The 23805-nt window shown below is 54.2% G+C and carries 21 protein-coding genes; 13 read left to right on the top strand and 8 right to left on the bottom strand.

What is annotated here, in order from left to right; translation table 11 throughout:
- The first annotated feature begins 24 nt into the window (after positions 1 to 24).
- The 3 genes from fhuC to fhuB are packed head-to-tail and all read left to right on the top strand — an operon-like array spanning position 25 to position 3707.
- The gene (gene fhuC, locus FY046_RS15930) at positions 25 to 819 is read left to right on the top strand and encodes a Fe3+-hydroxamate ABC transporter ATP-binding protein FhuC (RefSeq protein WP_133842212.1); all 795 of its coding nucleotides are present in this window, start codon (positions 25 to 27) and stop codon (positions 817 to 819) included.
- A 30-nt stretch (positions 820 to 849) separates the two neighbouring features.
- On the top strand, positions 850 to 1731 hold the full coding sequence (fhuD, locus tag FY046_RS15925; RefSeq protein ID WP_133842211.1) for a Fe(3+)-hydroxamate ABC transporter substrate-binding protein FhuD: 882 nt from the start codon (positions 850 to 852) through the stop codon (positions 1729 to 1731).
- On the top strand, positions 1731 to 3707 hold the full coding sequence (gene fhuB, locus FY046_RS15920; RefSeq protein WP_446186296.1) for a Fe(3+)-hydroxamate ABC transporter permease FhuB: 1977 nt from the start codon (positions 1731 to 1733) through the stop codon (positions 3705 to 3707). Before fhuD ends, fhuB begins: the two co-directional genes overlap by 1 nt.
- Positions 3708 to 3773: 66 nt before the next feature.
- On the opposite strand, the gene hemL is transcribed toward fhuB, so the two are convergent.
- The gene (gene hemL, locus FY046_RS15915; RefSeq protein ID WP_133842210.1) at positions 3774 to 5054 is read right to left on the bottom strand and encodes a glutamate-1-semialdehyde 2,1-aminomutase; all 1281 of its coding nucleotides are present in this window, start codon (positions 5052 to 5054) and stop codon (positions 3774 to 3776) included.
- Between the two features lie 168 nt (positions 5055 to 5222).
- On the opposite strand from hemL, the gene clcA reads away from it, so the two are divergent.
- Together clcA and erpA are read left to right on the top strand one after the other, a co-directional pair.
- Positions 5223 to 6638: a H(+)/Cl(-) exchange transporter ClcA gene (gene clcA, locus FY046_RS15910; protein ID WP_339507338.1), complete on the top strand. Its 1416-nt coding sequence runs from the start codon at positions 5223 to 5225 to the stop codon at positions 6636 to 6638.
- Between the two features lie 100 nt (positions 6639 to 6738).
- The gene (gene erpA, locus FY046_RS15905; protein WP_133842208.1) at positions 6739 to 7083 is read left to right on the top strand and encodes an iron-sulfur cluster insertion protein ErpA; all 345 of its coding nucleotides are present in this window, start codon (positions 6739 to 6741) and stop codon (positions 7081 to 7083) included.
- Positions 7084 to 7231: 148 nt separating this feature from the next.
- On the opposite strand, the gene FY046_RS15900 is transcribed toward erpA, so the two are convergent.
- The 3 genes from FY046_RS15900 to mtnN form a co-directional block, all read right to left on the bottom strand.
- A complete protein-coding gene (locus tag FY046_RS15900) occupies positions 7232 to 7486 on the bottom strand; it encodes a hypothetical protein (protein ID WP_133842207.1) in 255 nt (84 codons plus the stop codon).
- Positions 7487 to 7606: 120 nt separating this feature from the next.
- Positions 7607 to 8416 carry a vitamin B12 ABC transporter substrate-binding protein BtuF gene (gene btuF / locus FY046_RS15895; RefSeq protein ID WP_339507339.1) on the bottom strand — a complete coding sequence of 270 codons (810 nt, stop codon included), beginning with the start codon at positions 8414 to 8416 and terminating at the stop codon, positions 7607 to 7609.
- Positions 8409 to 9107 carry a 5'-methylthioadenosine/S-adenosylhomocysteine nucleosidase gene (gene mtnN / locus FY046_RS15890; protein ID WP_133842205.1) on the bottom strand — a complete coding sequence of 233 codons (699 nt, stop codon included), beginning with the start codon at positions 9105 to 9107 and terminating at the stop codon, positions 8409 to 8411. The genes btuF and mtnN overlap by 8 nt, the downstream gene beginning before the upstream one ends.
- A 196-nt stretch (positions 9108 to 9303) precedes the next feature.
- Between mtnN and dgt the strand changes: the two genes are divergently transcribed.
- Positions 9304 to 10809, top strand: coding sequence for a dGTPase (dgt, locus tag FY046_RS15885; RefSeq protein WP_159336920.1), 1506 nt, complete (start codon positions 9304 to 9306; stop codon positions 10807 to 10809).
- A gap of 147 nt (positions 10810 to 10956) precedes the next feature.
- Complete coding sequence (gene degP, locus FY046_RS15880) at positions 10957 to 12402, top strand: serine endoprotease DegP (protein ID WP_133842203.1); 1446 nt, start codon at positions 10957 to 10959, stop codon at positions 12400 to 12402.
- Positions 12403 to 12500: 98 nt separating this feature from the next.
- On the opposite strand, the gene FY046_RS15875 is transcribed toward degP, so the two are convergent.
- From FY046_RS15875 to map, 4 genes are all read right to left on the bottom strand, one after another.
- The gene (locus FY046_RS15875) at positions 12501 to 12893 is read right to left on the bottom strand and encodes a DUF3461 family protein (RefSeq protein ID WP_133842202.1); all 393 of its coding nucleotides are present in this window, start codon (positions 12891 to 12893) and stop codon (positions 12501 to 12503) included.
- Between the two features lie 229 nt (positions 12894 to 13122).
- The gene (dapD, locus tag FY046_RS15870; protein WP_133842201.1) at positions 13123 to 13947 is read right to left on the bottom strand and encodes a 2,3,4,5-tetrahydropyridine-2,6-dicarboxylate N-succinyltransferase; all 825 of its coding nucleotides are present in this window, start codon (positions 13945 to 13947) and stop codon (positions 13123 to 13125) included.
- Between the two features lie 173 nt (positions 13948 to 14120).
- Positions 14121 to 16778: a bifunctional uridylyltransferase/uridylyl-removing protein GlnD gene (gene glnD / locus FY046_RS15865; RefSeq protein ID WP_133842200.1), complete on the bottom strand. Its 2658-nt coding sequence runs from the start codon at positions 16776 to 16778 to the stop codon at positions 14121 to 14123.
- Between the two features lie 109 nt (positions 16779 to 16887).
- Positions 16888 to 17679: a type I methionyl aminopeptidase gene (gene map, locus FY046_RS15860; protein ID WP_133842199.1), complete on the bottom strand. Its 792-nt coding sequence runs from the start codon at positions 17677 to 17679 to the stop codon at positions 16888 to 16890.
- 370 nt (positions 17680 to 18049) lie between these two features.
- Between map and rpsB the strand changes: the two genes are divergently transcribed.
- The 6 genes from rpsB to ispU all read left to right on the top strand — a co-directional run bounded on the left by rpsB (position 18050) and on the right by ispU (position 23802).
- On the top strand, positions 18050 to 18775 hold the full coding sequence (gene rpsB / locus FY046_RS15855) for a 30S ribosomal protein S2 (protein ID WP_133842198.1): 726 nt from the start codon (positions 18050 to 18052) through the stop codon (positions 18773 to 18775).
- A 199-nt stretch (positions 18776 to 18974) separates the two neighbouring features.
- Complete coding sequence (gene tsf / locus FY046_RS15850; RefSeq protein WP_133842197.1) at positions 18975 to 19826, top strand: translation elongation factor Ts; 852 nt, start codon at positions 18975 to 18977, stop codon at positions 19824 to 19826.
- Positions 19827 to 19980: 154 nt separating this feature from the next.
- Positions 19981 to 20706 (top strand): UMP kinase, encoded by a 726-nt coding sequence (gene pyrH, locus FY046_RS15845; protein WP_133842196.1) that lies wholly within the window; start codon positions 19981 to 19983, stop codon positions 20704 to 20706.
- Positions 20707 to 20834: 128 nt separating this feature from the next.
- A complete protein-coding gene (gene frr, locus FY046_RS15840) occupies positions 20835 to 21392 on the top strand; it encodes a ribosome recycling factor (protein WP_133842195.1) in 558 nt (185 codons plus the stop codon).
- 149 nt (positions 21393 to 21541) lie between these two features.
- Positions 21542 to 22756, top strand: a complete 1215-nt coding sequence (gene ispC / locus FY046_RS15835) for a 1-deoxy-D-xylulose-5-phosphate reductoisomerase (protein WP_446186276.1) — start codon at positions 21542 to 21544, stop codon at positions 22754 to 22756.
- Positions 22757 to 23049: 293 nt separating this feature from the next.
- Complete coding sequence (gene ispU / locus FY046_RS15830; RefSeq protein WP_133842193.1) at positions 23050 to 23802, top strand: (2E,6E)-farnesyl-diphosphate-specific ditrans,polycis-undecaprenyl-diphosphate synthase; 753 nt, start codon at positions 23050 to 23052, stop codon at positions 23800 to 23802.
- The last annotated feature ends 3 nt before the right edge of the window (positions 23803 to 23805 follow it).

Raw genomic sequence — 23805 nt, 5'->3', positions numbered from 1 at the left:
GCGCCCGCCAATCAGAAGATCACCATGCAACAACAGCACACGTCAGAAACGACCTTCACCCTGGACCGTGTCAGTTTTAGCGTTCCAGGCCGTACCCTGTTACAACCGTTGTCGCTGGCCTTTCCCGCCGGAAAAGTCTGTGGGCTGATCGGCCATAACGGTTCAGGAAAATCCACACTGCTGAAAATGCTCGGCCGCCATCACGCGGCATCGGCCGGGCAGGTGCTGCTGAATGAGCAGCCGGTGGCCAGCTGGCAGAGTAAAGCCTTTGCCCGTGAAGTTGCCTATTTGCCTCAGCAACTGCCTGCGGCGGAAGGGATGACAGTACGTGAACTGGTCGCCATTGGCCGCTATCCGTGGCACGGTGCGCTGGGGCGTTACGGTGTGGAAGATCGCGAACGTGTTGATGAAGCCATTGCACTTGTCGGGTTGAAGCCTTTTGCCCATCGCCTGGTGGACAGTCTGTCCGGCGGTGAGCGTCAGCGTGCATGGATTGCCATGCTGGTTGCGCAGAACAGCCGTTGCCTGCTGTTGGATGAACCCACTTCCGCGTTGGATATCGCCCACCAGGTCGATGTGCTGGCGCTGATCCAGCGTCTCAGCCGTGAACGTGGCCTGACGGTGATTGCGGTACTGCACGATATCAATATGGCTGCGCGTTATTGCGACCACCTGGTGGCGCTGCGCGGTGGCGAAATGATTGCTCAGGGCGAGCCTGCTGAGATTATGAACGGGGATGTGCTGGAACAGATTTATGGCATTCCTATGGGAATTTTACCGCACCCACAAGGTGGCGCGCCGGTAAGCTTTGTTTACTAAGCGCTTAGGCTCTGAGAATTGGATGTTGTGATGCCGGATATTTTGCGTCGCCGTTTACTGACGGCACTGGCTTTTTCCCCGCTGCTGGCCCAGTTTCCCTTCCCGCTGCGTGCTGCGACAGAACAACGCATTATCGCACTCGAGTGGTATCCCCTTGAGCTGCTGCTTGCGCTGGGCGTGATGCCGATCGGCGCCGCCGAGCTTTACGGTTATGGCCAGTGGGTTGGTGAACCGAAGTTGCCCGCCTCCGTGGTCGATGTCGGGCTGCGAACCGAACCTAATCTTGAACTGATAACTCAGATGAAGCCTTCTCTGATCCTGTTTTCACAGGGCTATGGGCCCGATCCGACTCGCTTTATGCGCATCGCCCCGGGAATGGGGTTTGCCTTTAACGAAGGCGGGAAGGGGAAACCGCTGACCAGTGCGCGTCACGCACTCATGGAGCTGGCAAAGCGGGTCGATCGCGTCCCGCAGGCCGTGGCGAATCTGGCCGAACTGGATAGCCAGACTGAGCGCCTGAAAACCAAACTGGCAAACAGGCCGAAGCGCCCGCTGCTGCTGTTGTCGATTGTCGATCCGCGTCATGTGATTGTTTTCACTGAGAATGGACTGTTCCAGGAAGTGCTGGATAACCTCGGGCTGGAAAATGCCTGGAAAGCAGAAAGCACTTTCTGGGGGAGCGTGATCATTGGCATTGAACGTCTGGCCGATCTGGGGGATGTCGATGCCATCGGCTTCGAACATGACAATCAGGCGATTGTTGATCAGGTGACCGGGACCGCACTCTGGCAGTCGCTGCCGTTTGTGCGTGCCGGGCGTTTCAGGCAGATGCCGCGCGTGTGGTTCTACGGTGCCACACTGTCGGCAATGCAGCTGATCCACAGCCTTGACCATGCGCTGGAGGTGAAATGATGCGTCACTATCGTTTAGCCATCCTGCTGTTAACAGCATTGTTTGCCAGTGCACTGGCTCTGACGCTGATTAACCTGCAACAGCGGCTGCCTGGTGCGCAGTGGTTAACAGCATTGTTGACCCCGGACACCAACCGCATTGAGCAGATGGTGTTTCATTACAGCCTGATGCCGCGCCTGTCGCTGTCATTGCTGGCGGGCGCAGGCCTGGGGCTGGTGGGCCTGCTGTTTCAGCAGGTGCTGCGCAATCCCCTGGCCGAACCGGCAACCCTGGGCGTCGCCAGCGGTGCGCAACTGGGGCTGACCGTTGTCACTCTGTGGAGCGTGCCGGGCGGTATGGTCACGCAGCAGCTGGCCGCGATGATCGGTGCGGTGCTGGTGGGGCTGATTGTGTTCGGCGTCGCCTGGGGCAAACGGATGTCGCCCGTAACGCTGATCCTCGCCGGGCTGGTGGTGTCACTTTACTGTGGTGCGGTGAACCAGATTTTTGCCATCTTCAATCACGACCAGCTGCAGAATATGTTTCTGTGGAGCACCGGTTCACTGAATCAGATGGACTGGAGCAACGTGGAGTTCCTCTGGCCACGGCTGCTCGGCGGCCTGTTGCTCACGCTACTGATGTTACGTCCGATGACCCTGATGGGGCTGGATGATGGTGTGGCAAAGAACCTGGGCCTGGCGATCTCGCTGGCCCGCTTTGGCCTGCTGGCACTGGCGATTTTAATCAGTGCTTCCCTGGTAAATGCTGTCGGTATTATCGGCTTTATCGGGCTGTTCTCTCCTCTGCTGGCGCGGATGCTGGGCTTCCGTCGTCTGATCAGCCGTTTGCTGGTGGCGCCGATTATTGGGGCGCTACTCCTGTGGCTGGCGGATCAGTCGGTGCTCTGGCTGACCAGTCGTCTGGGAGAGATCTCTACGGGAACCATCACTGCGGTTATCGGTGCGCCGCTGCTGCTGTGGCTGCTGCCGCGTCTGCGAACCGGTTCGGTGCCGCCAGCGATGAACCAGGGTGACAATGTGCCGACAGAACGTCACCGGGTACTGTGGTGGGCGCTCATCGGGGGCGGTGCTCTGCTGTTGCTGATGGCGGTGGCGTTAAGCTTTGGACGCGATGCTCACGGCTGGGTATGGGCCAGCGGTGAACTGTGGCAGCAACTTCTGCCGTGGCGCTGGCCGCGTCTGGTGGCCGCGATGGCGACCGGGATGATGCTGGGTGTGGCAGGGTGCGTCGTGCAGCGTTTGACAGGCAACCCGATGGCCAGCCCTGAAGTGCTGGGGATTAGCTCCGGGGCGGCATTTGGCGTCGTGGTGATGTTGTTTATCGTACCGGGTGATGCGTTTGGCTGGCTGCTGCCTGCCGGGAGTATTGGCGCGGCCCTGACGTTGCTGGTGATCTCGATCGCTGCCGGGCGCGGGGGTTTTTCACCGGAACGGATGCTGCTGGCCGGGATGGCGCTCAGCACGGCCTTCACCACGCTGATGATGCTGCTGCTGGCCAGCGGTGACCCGCGTATGGCGAATCTGCTGACGTGGATCTCCGGCTCAACCTATAACATTGATGTTTTGCAGGCGAAGCGCACGCTGATCATTATGGTCGTGCTGCTGGCGCTGGTGCCGCTATGCCGTCGCTGGCTGACCATCCTTCCACTGGGCGGTGCCACGGCGCGCGCAGTCGGTATGGCGCTGACGCCAACGCGTCTGACGCTGCTGCTGCTGGCTGCGGTGCTGACTGCTGCCGCAACGCTGACCATTGGGCCATTAAGCTTTGTGGGGCTGATGGCACCGCATATTGCGCGGATGCTCGGTTTCCGCCGGGCATTGCCGCAGCAGGTGATGGCGGCACTGTTGGGCGGTGGATTGATGGTGGCGGCGGACTGGTGCGGCAGAATGCTTTCGTTCCCGGATCAGATCCCGGCAGGGCTGCTGGCGACCTTTATCGGTGCGCCGTACTTTATCTATCTGCTGCGTAAGGTATAAAAAAAAAGGGTCAGGCATGCCTGACCCCTTCGGGTCGGGGCGGGGCATGCCCCGCCCGTCTGGATGTTACAGCTTCGCGAAACTACGGCGTGCCGCATCGATGGTGTGCTGAATATCATCCGGGCTGTGCGCCAGCGACATAAAGCCTGCTTCAAAGGCGGACGGTGCCAGATACACACCTTCTTCCAGCATCAGATGGAAGAAACGCTTGAAACGCTCAACATCGCACTTCGTCACATCCGCATAGCAGGTCACGCTGTCTGCATCCGTGAAGAAAATCCCAAACATCCCGCCGACATGGTTGATCACCAGCGGGATATTTTCGGCTTTTGCCGCAGCGAGCAGGCCATCGGCCAGTTGGGTGGTCAGACGGGTCAGCGTCTCATGCGTGCCCGGGCGGGAGACTTCCGTCAGACAGGCAAAGCCCGCTGCCATCGCGATCGGGTTACCGGACAGCGTACCCGCCTGGTATACCGGGCCGGTCGGTGCCAGCGCATCCATCACTTCGCGACGACCACCAAAGGCGCCCACTGGCATACCGCCACCGATGATTTTACCCAGGCAGGTCAGATCCGGTTTCACACCGTAATGGGCCTGTGCACCTGCCAGCGCAACGCGGAAACCGGTCATCACTTCGTCGATAATCAGCAGCGCGCCAAATTCGTCGCACAGTTCACGCAGGCCCGGAAGGAAGTCCGGCTGCGGTGGAATGCAGTTCATGTTGCCCGCGACCGGTTCAACGATGATGCAGGCGATCTCTTCCGGGTACTGCTCAAAGGCCGCGCGTACGCTGGTGAGATCGTTGAAGGTGCAGGTCAGGGTATGTTTGGCAAAGTCAGCGGGCACGCCCGGTGAGTTCGGCTGGCCCAGCGTCAGTGCGCCAGAGCCCGCTTTCACCAGCAGGCAGTCAGCGTGGCCATGGTAGCAGCCTTCAAACTTAATAATTTTGTCACGGTGGGTGAAACCGCGTGCCAGACGAATGGCACTCATGGTGGCTTCTGTACCGGAGTTGACCATGCGAACGGTATCCATGGTCGGTACCAGTTGGGTGACCAGTTCGGCCATTTTGACTTCCATCTCCGTCGGCGCGCCGAAACTCAGGCCGCGTTCGGCAGCGTCGATAACGGCATGACGGATGGCGGGATGGTTGTGACCCAGCACCATTGGGCCCCATGAACCGACATAGTCTATATAGGCTTTACCATCGACATCGTATAGCAGGGCACCGTCAGCACGTTCGATAAACAGCGGCACGCCGCCCACGCCGTTAAAGGCCCGCACCGGTGAATTTACGCCACCGGGAATTAACTGCTGCGCCTGGGCGTACAGGTTTTCAGACTTACTCATGGAACCGCTCCTGATCATTCATTTAAAAACCCCTCTATTCTAAGTGAACATCATGGGGTAGCGAAAGGCTACTCGCATCTGCGACACGATTAGAGAGCCTTAAATGCGGGCATTCAGCGTGAGAATACGTAAAATGCTGACATGGATTGACAATGTTATGAATGGCTCATGAATCAACAATCACTTTCTACCAACGAACTGAATGTTGTGCCTGCCCGGCGCGGTGATTTCCTGCGGATGTTGTTACGCCGCGATAAAACGCCGCTGGCGGTGCTGGTGATGGCGGGAATTGTTGGCACACTGACTGGCCTGGTGGGCGTGGGTTTCGAGCTGGCCGTCAACGAGATTATTCACCAGCGCACCCGTTGGCTTGCCACGTTGGGAAGCCATCCTGGGGTGATGGTGCTGTGCGCATTTCTGGTCTCCGCGCTATTGGCCACTATCGGCTATTACCTGGTGCGCCGCTTTGCACCAGAGGCGGCGGGGTCGGGGATTCCGGAGATTGAAGGTGCCCTGGAGGAACTGCGTCCGGTGCGCTGGTGGCGGGTGATCCCAGTGAAGTTTATCGGCGGGATGGGCACGCTGGGAGCGGGGATGGTGCTGGGACGTGAAGGACCAACGGTTCAGTTGGGTGGCAATATTGGCCGCATGATGCTGGATATTTTCAGGATGAGAAGCACTGAGGCGCGGCACACGCTGCTGGCAACGGGCGCGGCGGCGGGTCTGTCGGCTGCCTTTAATGCCCCTCTTGCCGGGATCCTGTTTATTATTGAAGAGATGCGTCTGCAATTTCGCTACAGTCTGATTTCCATTAAAGCCGTGTTCGTTGGCGTGATTATGTCGAGCGTGGTGTTTCGGATTTTTAACGGTGAACATGCGGTGATCGAGATAGGCCGCCTGACCGATGCCCCTGTCAATACTCTGTGGCTCTATCTGCTGCTCGGTATGGTGTTTGGCGTGGTGGGGGTGCTGTTCAATCAGCTGATTTTCCGCATCCAGGATCTGTTCCAGCGTTTCCACGGCGGACGTTTAGGTAAAATACTGTTGGTGGGGGCTGTGCTGGGAGGGGCGTGCGGCGTATTGGGGGTGTTTCTGCCCGCGGCGGCCGGAGGGGGAGCCAGCCTGATCCCACTGGCGGCGGCGGGAAACTTTTCTATCGGCATGTTGCTGTTTCTGTTTATTGTTCGACTGATTACCACTTTACTGTGCTTCTGTTCCGGCGCACCCGGCGGGATTTTTGCCCCGATGCTGGCACTCGGCACGCTGCTGGGAACGGCATTTGGCCTGTGCGCCTCAAGCTGGCTCCCGGAGTATCACTTGCAGGCTGGCACCTTTGCCATTGCCGGGATGGGCGCGCTGTTTGCCGCCTCGGTACGTGCGCCACTGACCGGTATTATACTGGTACTGGAGATGACGGATAACTATCAGCTGATTTTACCGATGATTATTACCTGCCTTGGCGCGACGCTATTAGCCCAGTTTCTTGGGGGGCAACCCTTGTATTCGTCACTGCTTACCCGCACTCTGGCGAAACAACAGCAGCAGGAAACGGCTAATGCTACCGCACAGGGTGGTACAGCCTGAGCTTGATTGCTATACCAGTGTGTAAGATAATAACAACAATTATGGTCGATTTGTGACCTGTCAGGCACCCGGCCTGTACGTATGTATACTGGAGTTACCTATGAGCGACGATGTAGCACTGCCCCTGCAATTTACTGAAGCAGCGGCCAGTAAAGTCAAAAACCTGATTTCCGATGAAAACAATCCGGATCTGAAACTGCGCGTCTACATCACCGGCGGCGGTTGCAGCGGCTTCCAGTACGGTTTTACCTTTGACGATAAGATTAACGATGGTGATATGACCATTGAGAAAGCGGGCGTGGCGTTGGTTGTTGACCCGATGAGTCTGCAATATCTGGTGGGTGGCGCAGTGGATTATACCGAAGGGCTGGAAGGGTCGCGCTTTATTGTGACCAACCCGAATGCCAAGACCACCTGTGGCTGCGGATCGTCCTTCAGTATCTGATTTACCCTTCATACTTGACGCCGCTGCTGTGTTGGCTGCGAACCCTCACCCCGGTCACTTACTGATGTAAGCTCCCGGGGATTCAAGCACTTTCCGCCTTGCTGCACCGCCAATTATTCTGGGTAAACAGATACTGTTTAGTAAGAACTTACCATTCGACGGTCACTAACCTTGCTTCCTGCCGCGTATCCGCATTACGTGATATAACGCTTTGCGTCACTTTTGGCTGCGCATCAGGCTGAGCTCCACACACAACACCGGGTAAATTGACAGCAGACAAGCTGCGACTCTCTACGCTGCACTGTGAGTAGATGGTTAATTTCACGCCAATGCTGCCGGTAATCGAAGCGGCAAAGGCGTGACCCGTCATCATCAGCCCGAGGGCCAGATAAACGGTTTTCATGTTGCAATTTCCTGGTCAAAATCAGAGCAAAAAGCCCTGAATAAAAAACGAGCGTAAAGTCGCCCGTTATCTTTGGTTAACGGCAATTTTTGTCAGAACTTTACTCACCTTTGGCGGCGATTATTGCGGTTTTGACGTGCCGATGGTGTGTAATTCACTGCACAATTTTTGTGCGGCCAGAATCATACGCGGTCCGGCTCGGCTTATCCAGTCATCATTGATGGCGATGACCGGGAGTGTGAGCTGGGGTTGCCAGAACTGCACAATCTGCTGTGCATGAGTATGATCGCCGGGGATGACGACAGCGGCGGGATGGCGTAACAATACCTGCTCGCGGCTCACCTGTGGCCAGGGCACGCGGGCATCGGCAAAGATGTTCTCTCCGCCACATAAGCGCAGAACTTCATCCTGTAAGGTATTGCCCGATGCGGTAAACAGCGGTTTGAGGCCAAACTGAAGAAAGACGCGCTGCCTGGGTGAGTGCTGATAGCGTTGGCGCAGGTTAGCAAACTGCTGTTGCAGCGTGGCAGCCGACTGCTCTGCCTGTTGCGGTTGCGGGCTCCAGGCGGCAAGCTGACGCAGGCTGGCAATCAACTGATCGATAGAATCCGGTGCCAGCCAGACCACCCTGATGCCCAACGCCTGAAGCTGATCGACCTGGCGTTGCGGCGTGCCGCCTTTCCAGGCAACCACGACATCCGGCTTCAGCCTGAGTAGCTTTTCGCTGTTGATCCCCTGCCAGTTAGCGACCTGTTCGATGTGCTGTGCGGCGGCAGGGTAATCGGAATAAGCGCTGACGCCCACCGGAGTAATTCCGGCAGCAAAGGCCAGTTCGGTAATATTGGGTGCCAGCGTGACCACGCGGGGGGCGGCCTGAGCTGTGGCGGCGCAGGCCAGCCACAGCAGCAGGCAAACAAGGCGTTTAGCCACGAGACAGATGGGTCAGCAGGGTTTCCACCATCAGTGATGATTGCTGTGCTGCCACCACCAGGAATTCATCAAAGCTGAGGTGTGATTCTTGATCGGCTACATCGGAGATAGCACGGACCACGACAAACGGTGTGCCGAATTGATGGCAAACGTGGCCAATCGCGGTCGCTTCCATCTCAACCGCAATGGCCTGCGGGAAGGTGCTGCGAATACGTGACAGCGGCGCTGCGCCATTGATAAAGGCATCGCCGCTCACCACCAGACCACGGACTGCGTTGAGGTTCAGTTCGCCAATGCACTGTTCGGCAGCGGCAATCAGCTTATCATCCGCCTTGAACGCCGCCGGACAGCCCGCCATCTGGCCAGGTTCATAGCCAAAGGCCGTCACATCGGCGTCGTGATAACGCACTTCATCAGACACCACAATATCACCCACTTTCAGCGTAGGGGCCAGGCCGCCAGCTGAACCGGTATTGATGACCACATCGGGTTTGCACAGTTGCAGCAGCAGGGTGGTGCCCAGCGCCGCAGACACTTTACCGATGCCCGACTTCAGCAGAGCAACTTCAACGCCATTCAGTGTACCGGTGTAAATTTCACAGCCCGCCAGGGTGAGGGTCTGACGGTTTTCAATTTTGTCACGCAGCAGCGTCACTTCCTGTTCCATTGCGCCAATAATGCCTGCTTTCATAGGGATACTCTCTGAAGTTGTGGAATGTATTATTCATTGCGGCGCATAGTTTATCATGACAAACATCATCGCTATACCCGTCATACTTCAAGCTGCACAGGCGTTGGCTGCATCAAAAGTAGGCCCCATGAGGGGACTCGAATTATTTTGGGTATACTGCGAGAATGACTGCGCCATTTATCAGAGGGAATAAGGTATGACTGGGATCGATTTTCGCATAAAAATCAACTGGCAGCGGCGCTATCGCCCCTATCAGGGACCGAAGGATGAACATGAAATCCTGCGCATATTTGAAAGCGATCGTGGTCGTATTATTAATTCAGCAGCTATCCGCCGACTGCAGCAGAAAACCCAGGTCTTCCCGCTTGAGCGTAATGCCGCCGTTCGCACCCGGCTGACGCATTCGCTGGAAGTGCAGCAGGTGGGGCGCTATATCGCAAAAGAAGTACTGACACGCTTGCAGGAAGCTGACCGTTTAGTCTCTTTGGGGCTGGCGCAGTTGACCGGGCCATTTGAGAGTATCGTCGAGATGGCTTGCCTGATGCACGATATTGGCAATCCGCCGTTTGGTCACTTTGGTGAGGCAGCGATCAATGACTGGTTCCGTCAGCAGTTTGATACAAGCTGGCAGCCGGAGAGCGGACGGGAAGATCGCTGTGTACCCGAGGTATTACGCCATCAGGATGATGGCTTGAATGCGCTGCGGGCTAAAGTCCGTCAGGACCTGTCTCATTTTGAAGGCAACGCGCAGGCAATCCGCACGGTGCATACGCTGATGAAGATGAACCTGACCTGGGCGCAGGTCGGCTGTATTTTAAAATACACGCGTCCTGCCTGGCATAGCGGAGCCATTCCCGCCAGCCATGATTATTTAATGAAGAAACCGGGATACTACCTGGCAGAAGAGGAATATATCGCGCGACTGCGTGAGCAATTAGATCTTCAGCCGCATTGCCGTTTTCCGCTGACTTATATTATGGAAGCTGCTGACGATATCTCTTACTGCGTAGCCGATTTAGAAGATGCCGTAGAAAAAAATATCTTTACTGTTGAACAACTGTATCATTATTTATTCCAACTCTGGCCTGACCATCAGGCAGGCGATCTGTTTGCCACCGTGGTGACCAGCGCGTTAGATAAATCACGCAGTCGCCGCACAAATCGCAGCAGTGAAGACCAGTTCTTTATGTATTTACGTGTGAATACGGTGGCAGAACTGGTGCCCCATGCGGCCAGCCGTTTTATCGAGCATTTGCCTGCGGTGTACCACGGCGAGTTTAATGAGGCGCTGCTGGAAGATGGTAGCCCGCATAGTCAGCTATTAGATATTTTCAAAAAAGTCGCTTTTCGTCATGTGTTTAACCATCCTGAAGTGGAACAGTTAGAGTTGCAAGGGTATCGGGTGATCAGCGGCTTGCTGGATATTTACCAGCCACTGTTGCTGTTGACGCGCGAAGAGTTCAGCGAATTGACGGAAAAGGATTATTTAAAAGGTTATCCGATTGAAACACGCCTGTTCCATAAGCTTTCGACGCGTTTTCGTCTTGCTTACAGCGAAGCGGTGGAGTCTCTGGATAAAAATCCCGACGAAGAGAATATATGGGAATACTATTATCGCGTTCGTTTATTGCAGGACTACATTAGCGGGATGACAGATTTGTATGCCTGGGATGAGTATCGACGGTTAATGGCCGTGGAATAAATCCATCAGTCGTGATGATTTGTAAAGAAGAACAATATTTTTTTACTTTTTCTTAGTGGTTAAATATGAACTTAGGGATAAAAAATTAATCTCACCTTCACAACCACAGCAATGGTTATCCCACAGAATCACTTGAGAATCCGACGAATGAAAAAAACCACGTTAGTATTGAGCGCATTGGCTCTGAGCCTTGGGCTGGCGTTAAACCCTTTAGCGGCGAGTGCTGCTGAAACGGCCTCTTCCTCTTCAAGCCAGCCATTACCCAGTCTGGCTCCTATGCTGGAAACAGTGATGCCTTCGGTTGTCAGCATTAATGTTGAGGGCAGCACGACGGTACGTACGCCGCGCATGCCTCAGCAGTTCCAGCAGTTCTTTGGCGATAATTCCCCATTCTGTCAGGACGGTTCTCCATTCCAGGGATCGCCGATGTGTCAGGAAGGTGGCCCGGAAGGGAAGGGCAACGGCGGCGCTGACAGTCAGCAGCAGAAATTCCGCGCACTGGGTTCCGGTGTGGTGATTGATGCCGCTAAAGGCTACGTCGTAACCAACAACCACGTGGTCGACAATGCGACAAAAATTCAGGTTCAATTGAGCGATGGTCGTAAATACGATGCAAAAGTGATTGGTAAAGATCCGCGTTCTGATATTGCGCTGATCCAGTTGAAAGAGGCGAAAAACCTGACCGCGATTAAGCTTGCTGACTCCGATAATCTGCGCGTGGGCGATTACACGGTAGCGATTGGTAACCCGTATGGTCTGGGGGAAACGGTTACCTCCGGTATTGTCTCTGCCCTTGGCCGCAGTGGTCTGAACCTGGAAAACTACGAAAACTTTATCCAGACTGATGCCGCGATTAACCGGGGTAATTCCGGGGGGGCGCTGGTGAACCTGAATGGTGAGCTGATTGGGATTAACACGGCGATACTCGCGCCAGACGGCGGCAACATCGGTATTGGCTTCGCCATCCCAAGTAATATGGTGAAAAACCTGACGTCACAGATGGTTGAATTCGGTCAGGTGAAACGCGGTGAGCTGGGGATCATGGGCACCGAACTGAACTCCGAACTCGCGAAGGCGATGAAAGTTGATGCCCAGCGCGGTGCGTTCGTCAGTCAGGTATTGCCGAAGTCTTCAGCGGCGCAGGCGGGCATTAAAGCCGGTGACGTGATTGTGTCGATCAACAACAAGCCGATCTCCAGTTTCTCTGCGTTGCGTGCGGAAGTGGGGTCGTTGCCGGTTGGCACCAAAATGGAACTGGGCCTGATCCGGGATGGCAAGCCAATGAAAGTGAACGTGGCGTTGCAACAAAGCGCCGCAGCGAAAGTCGATTCTGGCACTATCTATAACGGTATCGAAGGGGCTGACCTGAGCAACTTTGATGCGAAAGGCGTTAAGGGTGTGAAAGTGGACAGCGTTAAAGCGGGTTCTGCGGCAGCGCGCGTTGGCCTGAAGAAAGATGATGTGATTTTAGGCGTTAACCAACAGCCGGTCGCGAATCTGGGCGAATTGCGCAAAATCCTGGATACCAAACCGTCAGTGCTGGCGCTGAATATCCAGCGTGGCGATGCCAGTATTTATTTGCTGATGCAGTAAGTTATGCTGAAAAGTGCCGTTCGAAAATAAGAGCGGCACCGGACAAAAAAAAGGGGTGACCAGTATTATGGTCACCCCTTTTTATGTCAGAAAAGGAATTAACGACCGCCGCGGGTCAGTTTATCCAGGTCTGATTCAATTTCAGCAATCTTGTTGGAGACCACGCTCTCCAGATGACGCAGGTCATCAAGAATTTTGCGCTTCAGATCAACTTCTACCTGGTCACGTTGGCAAATCTGGTCAAGTTCATCAATCACATAGCGCAGGTTCGGGCTGATTTCCTGAACTTCTTTGTAACCCTGGCTGGCATTGTCAGCTACCACGGTTTTGCGCTGGCGCGGATATTTAAATTTCACGCTTTTGGCAAAGAACTCGCCTTTATCTTTACGGAAATAGATTTTCAGGATGTCATTGTTGGCTTCCTGACGCAGGCTGTAACGGTCGATATCTTCCGGCGTCGCGATGCCCAAACCCTTGAGATTGTCGTACATGGTATTTTCCTTTAAGAGACTATCGATCCAGATGCGATCAGAGTAGTCGCTATCCGAGAAACGGAAAAGGATCGTTTAATTTAAATACAGTATTTTCTGGCGCGGATTATGGCGCAGATTGTGCACAATAGCACCACTTGTTTCGTGACGTGAAAGAGGTAGTTCAGGGCAGGAGTGTAAAACTTACTTTACAGTAAGGTGCGGACCACTGGTGTGGCCCGCAGGAGGATCAATCGATAGTGCGCAGCAGTTCGTTGATGCCGGTTTTGCTCAGCGTTTTCGCATCGACTTTTTTCACGATAACGGCGCAGTACAGGCTGTAAGTCCCGTCTTTCGATGGCAGGTTGCCTGAAACGACAACGGAACCCGCAGGGACACGGCCGTAATGCACTTCCCCGGTTTCGCGGTCGAAGATCTTGGTGCTCTGGCCGATATAAACGCCCATTGAAATCACGGAACCTTCTTCTACGATCACGCCTTCAACGATTTCTGAACGCGCACCGATGAAGCAGTTGTCTTCAATGATGGTTGGATTGGCCTGCAATGGCTCCAGTACGCCACCAATGCCAACGCCGCCAGACAGGTGAACGTTTTTACCGATCTGCGCGCAGGAACCTACGGTGACCCAGGTATCAACCATCGTGCCTTCGTCAACGTAAGCGCCGATGTTAACGTAAGAAGGCATCAGCACGGTGTTACGTGCGATGAATGCGCCCTGGCGTACTGCCGCTGGTGGAACAACGCGGAAGCCTTCTTTTTTGAAGCGTGCTTCGTCGTAGTCAGCGAATTTCATCGGAACTTTATCGTAATAACGGCTTTCTGCGCCATCAATTACCTGATTGTCATTGATGCGGAAAGAGAGCAGGACCGCTTTCTTCAACCACTGATGCGTAACCCATTCGCCGTCGATTTTCTCAGAGACGCGCAGGGCACCGCTATCCAGCTGGGCGATAACCTGGTTGACGGCTTCGCGGGTTGCGGCGTCAGCGTTTGCTGGGGTAATGTCCGCACGGCGTTCGAAGGCCGCTTCAATAACACTCTGTAACTGTTGCATATTAGATCTCTCAATTTCAGTGAGTTCGGTGTAACAGGCTATTTTACTTGCCATTTTGAACGCAGGCAGTGCTCGCCATCCTCACGTACTTCAGTACGCTGCGCTGTCTGCGCTCAAACTGCCTGCGACAATGACGCCTGTGTCACTCTTTAGGGATGAAAAGTAAATCTGGGTCACACTTTATCGTTTGGAACAAGGGCCTCTGTCAACCGTTGTTGCAGCCGTTGGCGCAAATCGGCATCCAATGCCCGGCGCTCGCTATTGGCGAGAATAAACAAATCCTCGACGCGTTCACCGATGGTACTGATGCGCGCACCGTGCAGCGACACGTTCAGGTCAGCAAAAACTTCGCCAACGCGCGCCAGCAATCCCGGCTGATCCAGCGCGACTAATTCCAGATAAGTTCGCCTGTCAGTGTGTGTGGGTAAGAAGTTGACCGCGGTATCGACATTAAAATGCTTCAAACGAGCTGACTGACGGCGCGTGCGCGGAGGCTGCCAGCTGGTCTGGCAGATCGCCTGTTCCAGCGCCTGGCGTGTCATCTCATGGCGGTCAGTCGCCAGCGGGCTTCCATCCGGCTCCAGCACGATAAAGGTGTCCATTGCCATGCCGTCGCGGCTGGTGAAGATCTGGGCATCATGGACGCTCAGATTACGACGATCCAGCTCACCGGCTACAGTGGCAAACAGGTACGGGCGGTCCGGGCTCCAGATAAAGATCTCGGTACCGCCGCGTGTCGCCTGCGGGCTAACGAGGATCAGGGGCTGGTTGAGATCGTGATTCATCAGATGACGCGCATGCCACGCGAGCTGGTTTGGCGTGTGCCGCAGGAAATAGTCGGCGCGGCAGCGGCCCCAGATGCTGTGCAACGCTTCTTCGTCGATATTATCCATGCGCAGTAAGGCCAGCGCCTGAAGCCGATGATGGCGCACGCGTTCGCGCAGGTCCGGGCTGTTTTCCATTCCACGGCGCAGCTGTTTCTCTGTGGCGAAAAACAGCTCGCGTAACAGGCTTTGCTTCCAGCTGTTCCATAAGGTTTCATTGGTGGCACAGATATCGGCAACGGTCAGGCACACCAGATAACGCAGGCGGTTTTCATTCTGCATCACCTCGGCAAACTGCTGGATCTCCGTCGGGTCTTGAATATCGCGGCGCTGGGCGGTGACCGACATCAGCAGGTGATGGCGCACAAGCCAGGCAACCAGCTGCGTCTCGCGTGAGTTCAGGCCGTGCATCTCGGCAAACTCCAGCGCATCCTGGGCCCCGAGAATGGAATGATCGCCGCCGCGCCCTTTGGCGATATCGTGAAACAGCGCCGCCATCAGCAGTAATTCCAACTGCGGCAGGCGTGGCCAGAGTTCAACGCACAGCGGATGTTGCTGACGTGTACGTTCGTCGGCAAAGCTTTCCAGCTTTTGCAGTACGCGAATGGTGTGTTCATCGACCGTATAGGCGTGGAACAGATCAAACTGCATCTGACCAACGATGTTGCTCCACTGCGGCATATAAGCCCACAGCACACTGTGGCGGTGCATAGGCACCAGTGCCCGGCTGACTGCACCTGGATGGCGCAGTATCGACAGGAACAGCTCCCGGGCCTCTGGGATGGTACACAGGGGCTGCTTCAGGTTACGGCGCGCGTGACGCAAATGACGCAGCGTATTGGAGTAGATACCGGTAATTTTCGGTGTACGCGCCATGGTGTAGAACATACGCATGATGGACTCTGGCTGACGTGCAAACAGCGTATCATCACGCAGATCAATCAGCGTGCCGCGTAGCTGGAATTCATCGTCCAGCGGGCGGGGTTTCTCGTCGGTTGGCAGCGCCAGAATGGCTTCATCAAACAGCTGTAACAGCATCTGGTTTAACTCGCCAACGCGGCGTGTGACACGGAAGAAATCCTTCATCATGCGCTCAACCGGCTCGTTCCCTTCGCCCTGATAGTTCAGGCGTTGGGCAACATTGAGCTGACGATCAAACAGCAGGCGGTTGTCGTAGCGCGTCAGTGTCAGGTGCAGGGCAAAACGGATGCGCCACAGGAAGCTCTGGCACTCGTTCAACTCGTTACGCTCGGCTTCCGTCAGAAAGCCAAAACCGACCATTTCATCCAGTGAGGTCGCGCCGAAGTGACGGCGTGCCACCCACAACAGCGTGTGAATGTCGCGTAGGCCACCGGGGCTGCTCTTGATGTCCGGTTCCAGATTGTAGCTGGTGCCGTGATAGCGTTGATGACGTACCTGTTGTTCATCAATTTTTGCTGCGAAAAAGCGGTCTGACGGCCAAAAGCCATCGCTGAAGACGTTCTTCTGCATCTCAAGAAATAACGTGAGATCGCCGGTCAACATGCGCGATTCAATCAGGTTGGTTGAGACGGTGAGGTCGGACAACCCTTCGAGCAAACACTCTTCCAGCGTTCGCACGCTGTGACCGACTTCCAGCTTGAGGTCCCACATCAGGGTCAGCAACTCACTGGTACGACGGGCATCTTCCTCGGACAGGGGTTTACGACTGAGGATCAGGACATCAATATCCGATAGTGGATGCAGTTCACCCCGACCGTAGCCACCGACCGCAACCAGTGCAATGCCGTCTTTTTCCGGGAATCCGAAGAAGCGCCACAGGCGCCGGAGAAGGCGATCGATGAAGAGGGTACGGGCGTCGATCAGGCTTTCTGCATCCTGCCCGGCGTCAAAAGCGGCAGCGAGATGCTGCTGGAAAACATCCAGGTGATGCCTGAGCGTATCGCGGTTCAGTTCGGCATCTTCCCAGCGGCGCGGGGCCTTGGTGAGTTTTTTCAGGATGCTGGCTTCAGGTACGTCTTTATTCATTTCACCGCCCCAATGTGGATCTGATCATACTGAACACGTAAAAAAGCCGGCTGGCGCCGGCTTTAAATTTGACCCGGGTTGACCGGAAGATAAGGTCAGCCCCTACGCATTATTCTGCGACCAGAATGGCCGGAATGGTGTCATCTTTGCGCAGCGTCATAATTTCGCAGCCGTTTTCTGTCACCACAATAGTGTGTTCGTACTGAGCGGACAAGCTGCGATCTTTCGTTTTTACCGTCCAGCCATCTTTCATGACGCGAATGCGGTAATCACCGGCATTGACCATTGGCTCAACGGTGAAAGCCATACCGGCCTGCAAGACGACACCGCCGTCATCGGCATCGTAGTGCAATACTTGTGGCTCTTCGTGGAAGCCCTTACCGATACCGTGACCACAATATTCACGCACAACAGAAAAATCCTGTGCTTCAACAAATTTCTGAATTTCGCGGCCCAGGGTACGCAGGCGAATGCCGGGTTTGATCATGCGCAGAGCCAGATACAGGCTTTCCTGAGTCACACGGCACAGACGCTCGCCCTGAATGGTCGGTTTACCGACGATGAACATGGTAGAGGTATCACCGTGGTATTCATCTTTAATGACGGTGACATCGATATTGACGATATCGCCATCTTTGAGGATTTTTTCGTCGCTGGGAATACCGTGGCACACCACTTCATTCACAGATATGCATACAGATTTAGGGAAACCGTGGTAGCCCAGGCTGGCAGAAACCGCATGCTGCTGGTTCACAATATGATCGTTACACAGGCGATCAAGTTCACCGGTGCTGACGCCCGGTTTAACGTGCGCTTCAATCATTTCAAGAACTTCGGCGGCCAGGCGGCCAGCCACGCGCATTTTTTGGATTTCTTCCGGGGTTTTAATTGAAATAGCCATTCATCAGGTCCGCATTTGTCGTCATTTTCGACAATAATAAAGAAAGTGCTGCAATGGTAGCAGTCCCCCCGGACGCTGCCAATTGTAGTTTGTAGCGTAAACCGCGGCGCAGACGTGAGTCAGCCCATTTCGGTGAATAAGGCAACTACCAGTTGGCTTCAATGCCTCATTTATGGTATAAAGCGCGCCGACGATTCTCTGTTCGGTGATTCTCACTGCGATGAGAGAAACGCATAAATCTCACTATGTGTAAATAACACACACGTATCGACACCTACGCCGGGGTGCCTTGCTGGTTCGAAAGAGCCGATGGGTCGGTTGTATGGGATACGTGGAGGCTTAACCCCAAACTATATCTATAGAGGTAATCATGGCAACTGTTTCCATGCGCGACATGCTCAAGGCCGGTGTACACTTCGGTCACCAGACCCGTTACTGGAACCCGAAAATGAAGCCATTCATCTTCGGCGCTCGTAACAAAGTTCACATCATCAACCTTGAGAAAACTGTGCCAATGTTCAACGAAGCTCTGGCTGAGTTGAGCAAGATCTCTTCCCGTAAAGGTAAGATTCTGTTCGTTGGTACTAAGCGCGCTGCAAGCGAAGCGGTAAAAGAGCACGCTCTGAGCTGCGACCAGTTCTTCGTTAATCACCGCTGGTTGGGTGGTATGCTGACTAACTGGAAAACTGTTCGTCAGTCAATCAAACGTCTGAAAGATCTGGAAATTCAGTCTCAGGACGGCACTTTCGACAAACTGACCAAGAAAGAAGCGTTGATGCGCGACCGCGAACTGGCCAAGCTGGAAAACAGCCTGGGCGGTATCAAAGATATGGGCGGCCTGCCAGACGCACTGTTTGTTGTTGATGCAGATCACGAACACATCGCTATCAAAGAAGCAAACAACCTGGGTATCCCAGTATTTGCTATCGTTGATACCAACTCTGATCCAGACGGTGTTGACTTCATTATCCCTGGTAATGACGATGCAATCCGTGCTGTTAGCCTGTACCTGACTGCAGTGGCTACCACTGTACGTGAAGGTCGCTCTCAGGACCTGGCTCAGCAAGCTGAAGAAACCTTCGCTGAAGCTGAGTAATAAGGCTTGCTCTTTAGAGAGCCCTTGTACATCAGATGTGAATCTGTAAGGAAGGGGCCTTGATTGGCCCCTTTATTTTTTCGACTTCGCTTTGCCGGTTGTCACAATCGGCGGGGCAGAATGTTTCTCCCGAGACCAGGCATCTCAAGCGAACGCCGCAAGGCGAGCTGGCAGATGCAAGCTAACCGAGGATTAGAGAATGGCTGATATTACCGCTGCTCTGGTAAAAGAACTGCGCGAGCGCACTGGCGCTGGCATGATGGATTGTAAAAAAGCACTGACCGAAGCCAACGGCGACATCGAGCTGGCGATCGAGAACATGCGTAAATCTGGCGCGATCAAAGCTGCTAAGAAAGCAGGCAACGTTGCTGCTGACGGCGTGATCAAAACTAAGATCGACGGCAACTACGCAGTGATTCTGGAAGTTAACTGCCAGACTGACTTCGTTGCTAAAGATTCTGGTTTCCAGGCTTTCGCTGACAAAGTGCTGGATGCTGCTGTTGCAGGCAAAATCACTGACGTTGAAGTGCTGAAAGCACAGTTCGAAGAAGAGCGCGTTGCACTGGTTGCTAAAATCGGTGAAAACATCAACATTCGTCGCGTATCTACTCTGGAAGGCGAAGTGCTGGGTAGCTACCTGCACGGTGCTCGCATCGGCGTTCTGATCGCGGCTAAAAGCGCTGACGAAGAGCTGGTTAAGCAGCTGGCAATGCATGTTGCTGCAAGCAAACCAGAATTCGTTAAGCCTGAAGACGTGTCTGCTGAAGTGGTAGAGAAAGAGTACCAGGTTCAGCTGGACATCGCTATGCAGTCTGGCAAGCCAAAAGAAATCGCAGAGAAAATGGTTGAAGGCCGTATGAAGAAATTCACCGGCGAAGTTTCTCTGACCGGCCAGCCTTTCGTCATTGACCCAAGCAAAACTGTGGGCCAACTGTTGAAAGAGAAAAACGCAGACGTGACCAACTTCATCCGCTTTGAAGTGGGCGAAGGCATTGAGAAAGCTGAGACAGATTTTGCGGCAGAAGTTGCTGCCATGTCCAAGCAGTCTTAATGATCCGAAAAGAACCGCCAAATGGCGGTTCTTTTTTGCCTGCTTTTGGCAGCGCATTTTCAGTCTCATCCCAATAGTATTTCTCTGATGCTTTTAGGATGATACCGCACACAGTTAACACCCCTTTTCGACGATATCTTCCAGGAAAAAAACCATGGCGACCAATGCAAAACCCGTATATCAACGTATCCTGCTAAAACTGAGTGGCGAAGCCCTGCAAGGTGCTGAAGGCTTCGGTATCGATGCCAGCGTGCTGGATCGTATGGCTCAGGAAGTGAAAGAACTGGTAGAACTGGGCATTCAGGTAGGTGTGGTTATCGGTGGTGGTAATCTGTTCCGCGGTGCTGGTCTGGCTCAGGCTGGTATGAACCGTGTTGTTGGCGACCATATGGGTATGCTGGCAACCGTGATGAATGGCCTGGCGATGCGTGATGCGTTGCACCGTGCCTATGTTAACGCCCGCCTGATGTCGGCTATTCCGCTGAACGGTGTGTGTGACAACTACAGCTGGGCAGAAGCCATCAGCCTGCTGCGTAATAACCGCGTGGTGATTTTCTCCGCCGGTACCGGTAACCCGTTCTTTACCACAGATTCTGCAGCCTGCCTGCGTGGCATTGAAATCGAAGCCGATGTGGTGCTGAAGGCCACCAAAGTGGATGGCGTGTACTCCTCCGACCCGGTGAAGAACCCGGATGCGGTCCTGCACGAGCAGTTGACCTATACTGAAGTGCTGGATAAAGAACTGAAAGTGATGGATCTGGCCGCCTTTACCCTGGCGCGTGACCATTCACTGCCAATCCGCGTGTTCAATATGAACAAGCCGGGCGCACTGCGTCGCGTAGTGATGGGTGAAAAAGAAGGCACACTGATTACGCATTAATATCAGTCTGCGGTTAAAAGGGTTAAAATAAGGTATATTCTGCATGTCAGGATTATCTTTAAATGTATTTGAACGGCTTCTGGCGATGCCAGAGGCTGGTGGATCAAACAGAATCCAAGGGTTCCCACGTGATTAACGACATCAAGAAAGATGCAGAAACGCGCATGGATAAATGCGTCGAGGCATTCAAAAGCCATATCAGCAAAATCCGCACCGGCCGTGCATCGCCGAGTATTCTCGACGGTATCATGGTCGATTATTACGGTTCTTCAACCCCGCTGCGTCAGCTGGCCAGTGTGACCGTAGAAGATTCGCGTACGCTGAAAGTCAACGTCTTCGACCGCTCTATTAGCGCTGCCGTTGAAAAAGCGATCATGGCGTCTGATCTGGGTCTGAACCCAATGTCAGCAGGCACAGACATCCGTGTTCCATTGCCAGCATTGACCGAAGAGCGTCGTAAAGACCTGATCAAAATCGTGCGCGGTGAAGCTGAGCAGGGTCGTGTGTCTGTGCGTAACGTTCGTCGTGATGCGAATGACAAAGTGAAAGCACTGCTGAAAGACAAAGAGATCAGTGAAGACGATGATCGTCGTTCACAGGAAGATGTACAGAAAATGACTGACGTATTTATCAAGAAAATTGATACTGCGCTGGCCGAAAAAGAAGCGGAGCTGATGGACTTCTGAGTTCGTCATCACCCAATGAAACGCCGTACAGATTGCCATTCACATGAAGGGTCGGTCTTACGGCGTTTTGCATTTGTTAACTTCCCCGGCAGGTTTCTCTCCCTTCTCCTGATTGCTGCCTGCGCCGGGTCATTACACAGAGCAGCCTCATGAAACACTTGACGATCCTCGGTTCGACCGGCTCTATCGGGACCAGCACGCTGGCCGTGGTACGTGCTAACCCTCACTTGTTTGCCGTGAAGGCACTGGTTGCCGGGCGCAATGTGGAACTGATGGCCGAACAATGCCTGGCATTTCGCCCGGATTACGCCGCAATGTCAGATAGTAAAGCGGCTGAAACACTGCGTCTTCGTCTGAAAGATCTGAATGTGGCCACTGAAGTGTTAAGCGGGGAGCAGGCTGCCTGCGATCTGGCCGCGTTGGATGGTGTGGACCAGGTAATGGCCGCGATTGTTGGTGCAGCAGGATTATTGCCTACCCTGGCTGCAATTCGCGCTGGAAAACAGGTCTTACTGGCCAATAAAGAGTCGCTTGTGACCTGCGGCCGCCTATTCCTGGAGGCAGTAAGCGCCTCGAAAGCGCAGTTGTTGCCCATCGATAGCGAGCACAACGCCATTTTTCAGAGTTTGCCTGCTTCCCTCCAGCAGCAGTTAGGGTACGCTTCTTTAGAAGATAATGGCATTGACAGCATTATCCTCACGGGGTCAGGTGGCCCGTTTCGTGAGACGCCGTTGGCAGAGTTACGCCATATGACGCCGGATCAGGCGTGTGCGCATCCGAACTGGTCGATGGGGCGAAAAATCTCTGTCGATTCGGCCACCATGATGAACAAAGGCCTGGAATATATTGAAGCCCGCTGGCTGTTTAATGCGACTGATGCGCAGATGGAAGTGGTTCTGCATCCGCAATCCGTTATTCATTCAATGGTCCGTTATCGTGATGGCAGTGTGATTGCCCAGCTTGGATCGCCGGATATGCGTACGCCAATTGCTCACGCGATGGCCTGGCCGCAGCGCGTGACTTCAGGTGCCCAACCGCTTGATTTCACACGTATGTCGGCATTGACCTTCTCTGAGCCTGATTATGCGCGCTATCCCTGCCTGAAACTGGCTATTGATGCCAGTATTACCGGGCAGGCGGCGACCACCATGCTGAATGCGGCGAATGAAATTGCGGTTGCCGCGTTTCTTGCGTCTGAGATCCGCTTTACCGATATTGCTGCTTTGAATGTTGCGGTACTGGAGACACTGTCCTGCAAGGAACCTTCTAGCGTCGACGCGGTGATTGCCATTGACCGGGAAGCCCGCGCGATGGCAAGTGCTTTACTGCCACGTTTTTCTGCAGGCAGAGCCAGCGCGATTTAACGCGCCGCTATTTGTGAGCGCTGGGCGGAGGTGGTATAGTCTTGCCCCACCGTTCCGGTGCCAGTGCGTGATTAAGCGGATAAGTTCGTGCAATTACAGTCTATTTACGCCGGGCGGGTGAGATATTTCAGAAGCCATTGCATACCCAAATCATTGGCGCTGCAGCAAGGCGGCAAGGCATTGTTCTGTTTACGCTTACAGTAGTAAGTGACAGGCGCGAATGTCGGCGGTCGGCGCAGCAGCAGCTTAAAATATGAAGGGTATATTTCTGAATAAGGAAATAATTACGCATTATGTCGTCCGAAAATCAATTACAAACCGATGACCAGCAGGGGGCAGGCCCCCGCCATGTGGCCATCATTATGGATGGCAATGGTCGCTGGGCTAAAAGCCAGGGCAAGCTGCGTATTTCTGGTCATAAAGCGGGAGTGAAATCCGTGCGTCGCGCCGTGAGTTTTGCGGTGAGCAATAAGCTGGATGCGCTCACACTCTATGCCTTCAGTAGTGAAAACTGGAACCGTCCTCAGCAGGAAGTTCTGGCGCTGATGGAGTTGTTCGTTTGGGCACTCGACAGTGAAGTAAAAAGCCTGCACAAACATAATGTCCGGTTGAAAATTATCGGTGATATCAGTCGGTTCAACACACGTTTGCAAGAGCGTATTCGCCGTGCTGAAGAACTTACTCAACAAAATAATGGACTAACACTCAACATTGCCGCGAATTATGGCGGACGTTGGGATATTATCCACGGAGTCAGAAAAATAGCAGAACAGGTACAGGAAGGACTTCTTCGCCCGGATCAGATCGAAGAAGAGACCTTGCACCCGTATCTCTGCCTGAATGAACTGGCACCTGTGGATCTGGTAATAAGGACCGGGGGAGAGCATCGGATTAGTAACTTCCTGCTGTGGCAAGTCGCCTATGCAGAGTTTTGGTTTACCGATACTCTTTGGCCTGATTTTGATGAACAAGTTTTTGAAGGTGCACTGAATGCGTTTGCACAACGAGAGCGTCGGTTTGGCGGCGCAGCACCCGGCGGCGCATAAGCG

Source organism: Erwinia sp. 1181_3 (assembly GCF_052824965.1).
This window is presented reverse-complemented; position numbering and strand designations above follow the sequence as displayed.

Excerpts from the sequence above, each read along its gene's own strand:
- fhuC (WP_133842212.1), top strand. The coding sequence starts at position 25 with ATGCAACAACAGCACACGTCAGAAACGACCTTCACCCTGGACCGTGTC.
- fhuD (WP_133842211.1), top strand. The coding sequence starts at position 850 with ATGCCGGATATTTTGCGTCGCCGTTTACTGACGGCACTGGCTTTTTCC.
- fhuB (WP_446186296.1), top strand. The coding sequence starts at position 1,731 with ATGCGTCACTATCGTTTAGCCATCCTGCTGTTAACAGCATTGTTTGCC.
- hemL (WP_133842210.1), bottom strand. The coding sequence starts at position 5,054 with ATGAGTAAGTCTGAAAACCTGTACGCCCAGGCGCAGCAGTTAATTCCC.
- clcA (WP_339507338.1), top strand. The coding sequence starts at position 5,223 with ATGAATCAACAATCACTTTCTACCAACGAACTGAATGTTGTGCCTGCC.
- erpA (WP_133842208.1), top strand. The coding sequence starts at position 6,739 with ATGAGCGACGATGTAGCACTGCCCCTGCAATTTACTGAAGCAGCGGCC.
- FY046_RS15900 (WP_133842207.1), bottom strand. The coding sequence starts at position 7,486 with ATGAAAACCGTTTATCTGGCCCTCGGGCTGATGATGACGGGTCACGCC.
- mtnN (WP_133842205.1), bottom strand. The coding sequence starts at position 9,107 with ATGAAAGCAGGCATTATTGGCGCAATGGAACAGGAAGTGACGCTGCTG.
- dgt (WP_159336920.1), top strand. The coding sequence starts at position 9,304 with ATGACTGGGATCGATTTTCGCATAAAAATCAACTGGCAGCGGCGCTAT.
- degP (WP_133842203.1), top strand. The coding sequence starts at position 10,957 with ATGAAAAAAACCACGTTAGTATTGAGCGCATTGGCTCTGAGCCTTGGG.
- FY046_RS15875 (WP_133842202.1), bottom strand. The coding sequence starts at position 12,893 with ATGTACGACAATCTCAAGGGTTTGGGCATCGCGACGCCGGAAGATATC.
- dapD (WP_133842201.1), bottom strand. The coding sequence starts at position 13,947 with ATGCAACAGTTACAGAGTGTTATTGAAGCGGCCTTCGAACGCCGTGCG.
- glnD (WP_133842200.1), bottom strand. The coding sequence starts at position 16,778 with ATGAATAAAGACGTACCTGAAGCCAGCATCCTGAAAAAACTCACCAAG.
- map (WP_133842199.1), bottom strand. The coding sequence starts at position 17,679 with ATGGCTATTTCAATTAAAACCCCGGAAGAAATCCAAAAAATGCGCGTG.
- rpsB (WP_133842198.1), top strand. The coding sequence starts at position 18,050 with ATGGCAACTGTTTCCATGCGCGACATGCTCAAGGCCGGTGTACACTTC.
- tsf (WP_133842197.1), top strand. The coding sequence starts at position 18,975 with ATGGCTGATATTACCGCTGCTCTGGTAAAAGAACTGCGCGAGCGCACT.
- pyrH (WP_133842196.1), top strand. The coding sequence starts at position 19,981 with ATGGCGACCAATGCAAAACCCGTATATCAACGTATCCTGCTAAAACTG.
- ispC (WP_446186276.1), top strand. The coding sequence starts at position 21,542 with ATGAAACACTTGACGATCCTCGGTTCGACCGGCTCTATCGGGACCAGC.
- ispU (WP_133842193.1), top strand. The coding sequence starts at position 23,050 with ATGTCGTCCGAAAATCAATTACAAACCGATGACCAGCAGGGGGCAGGC.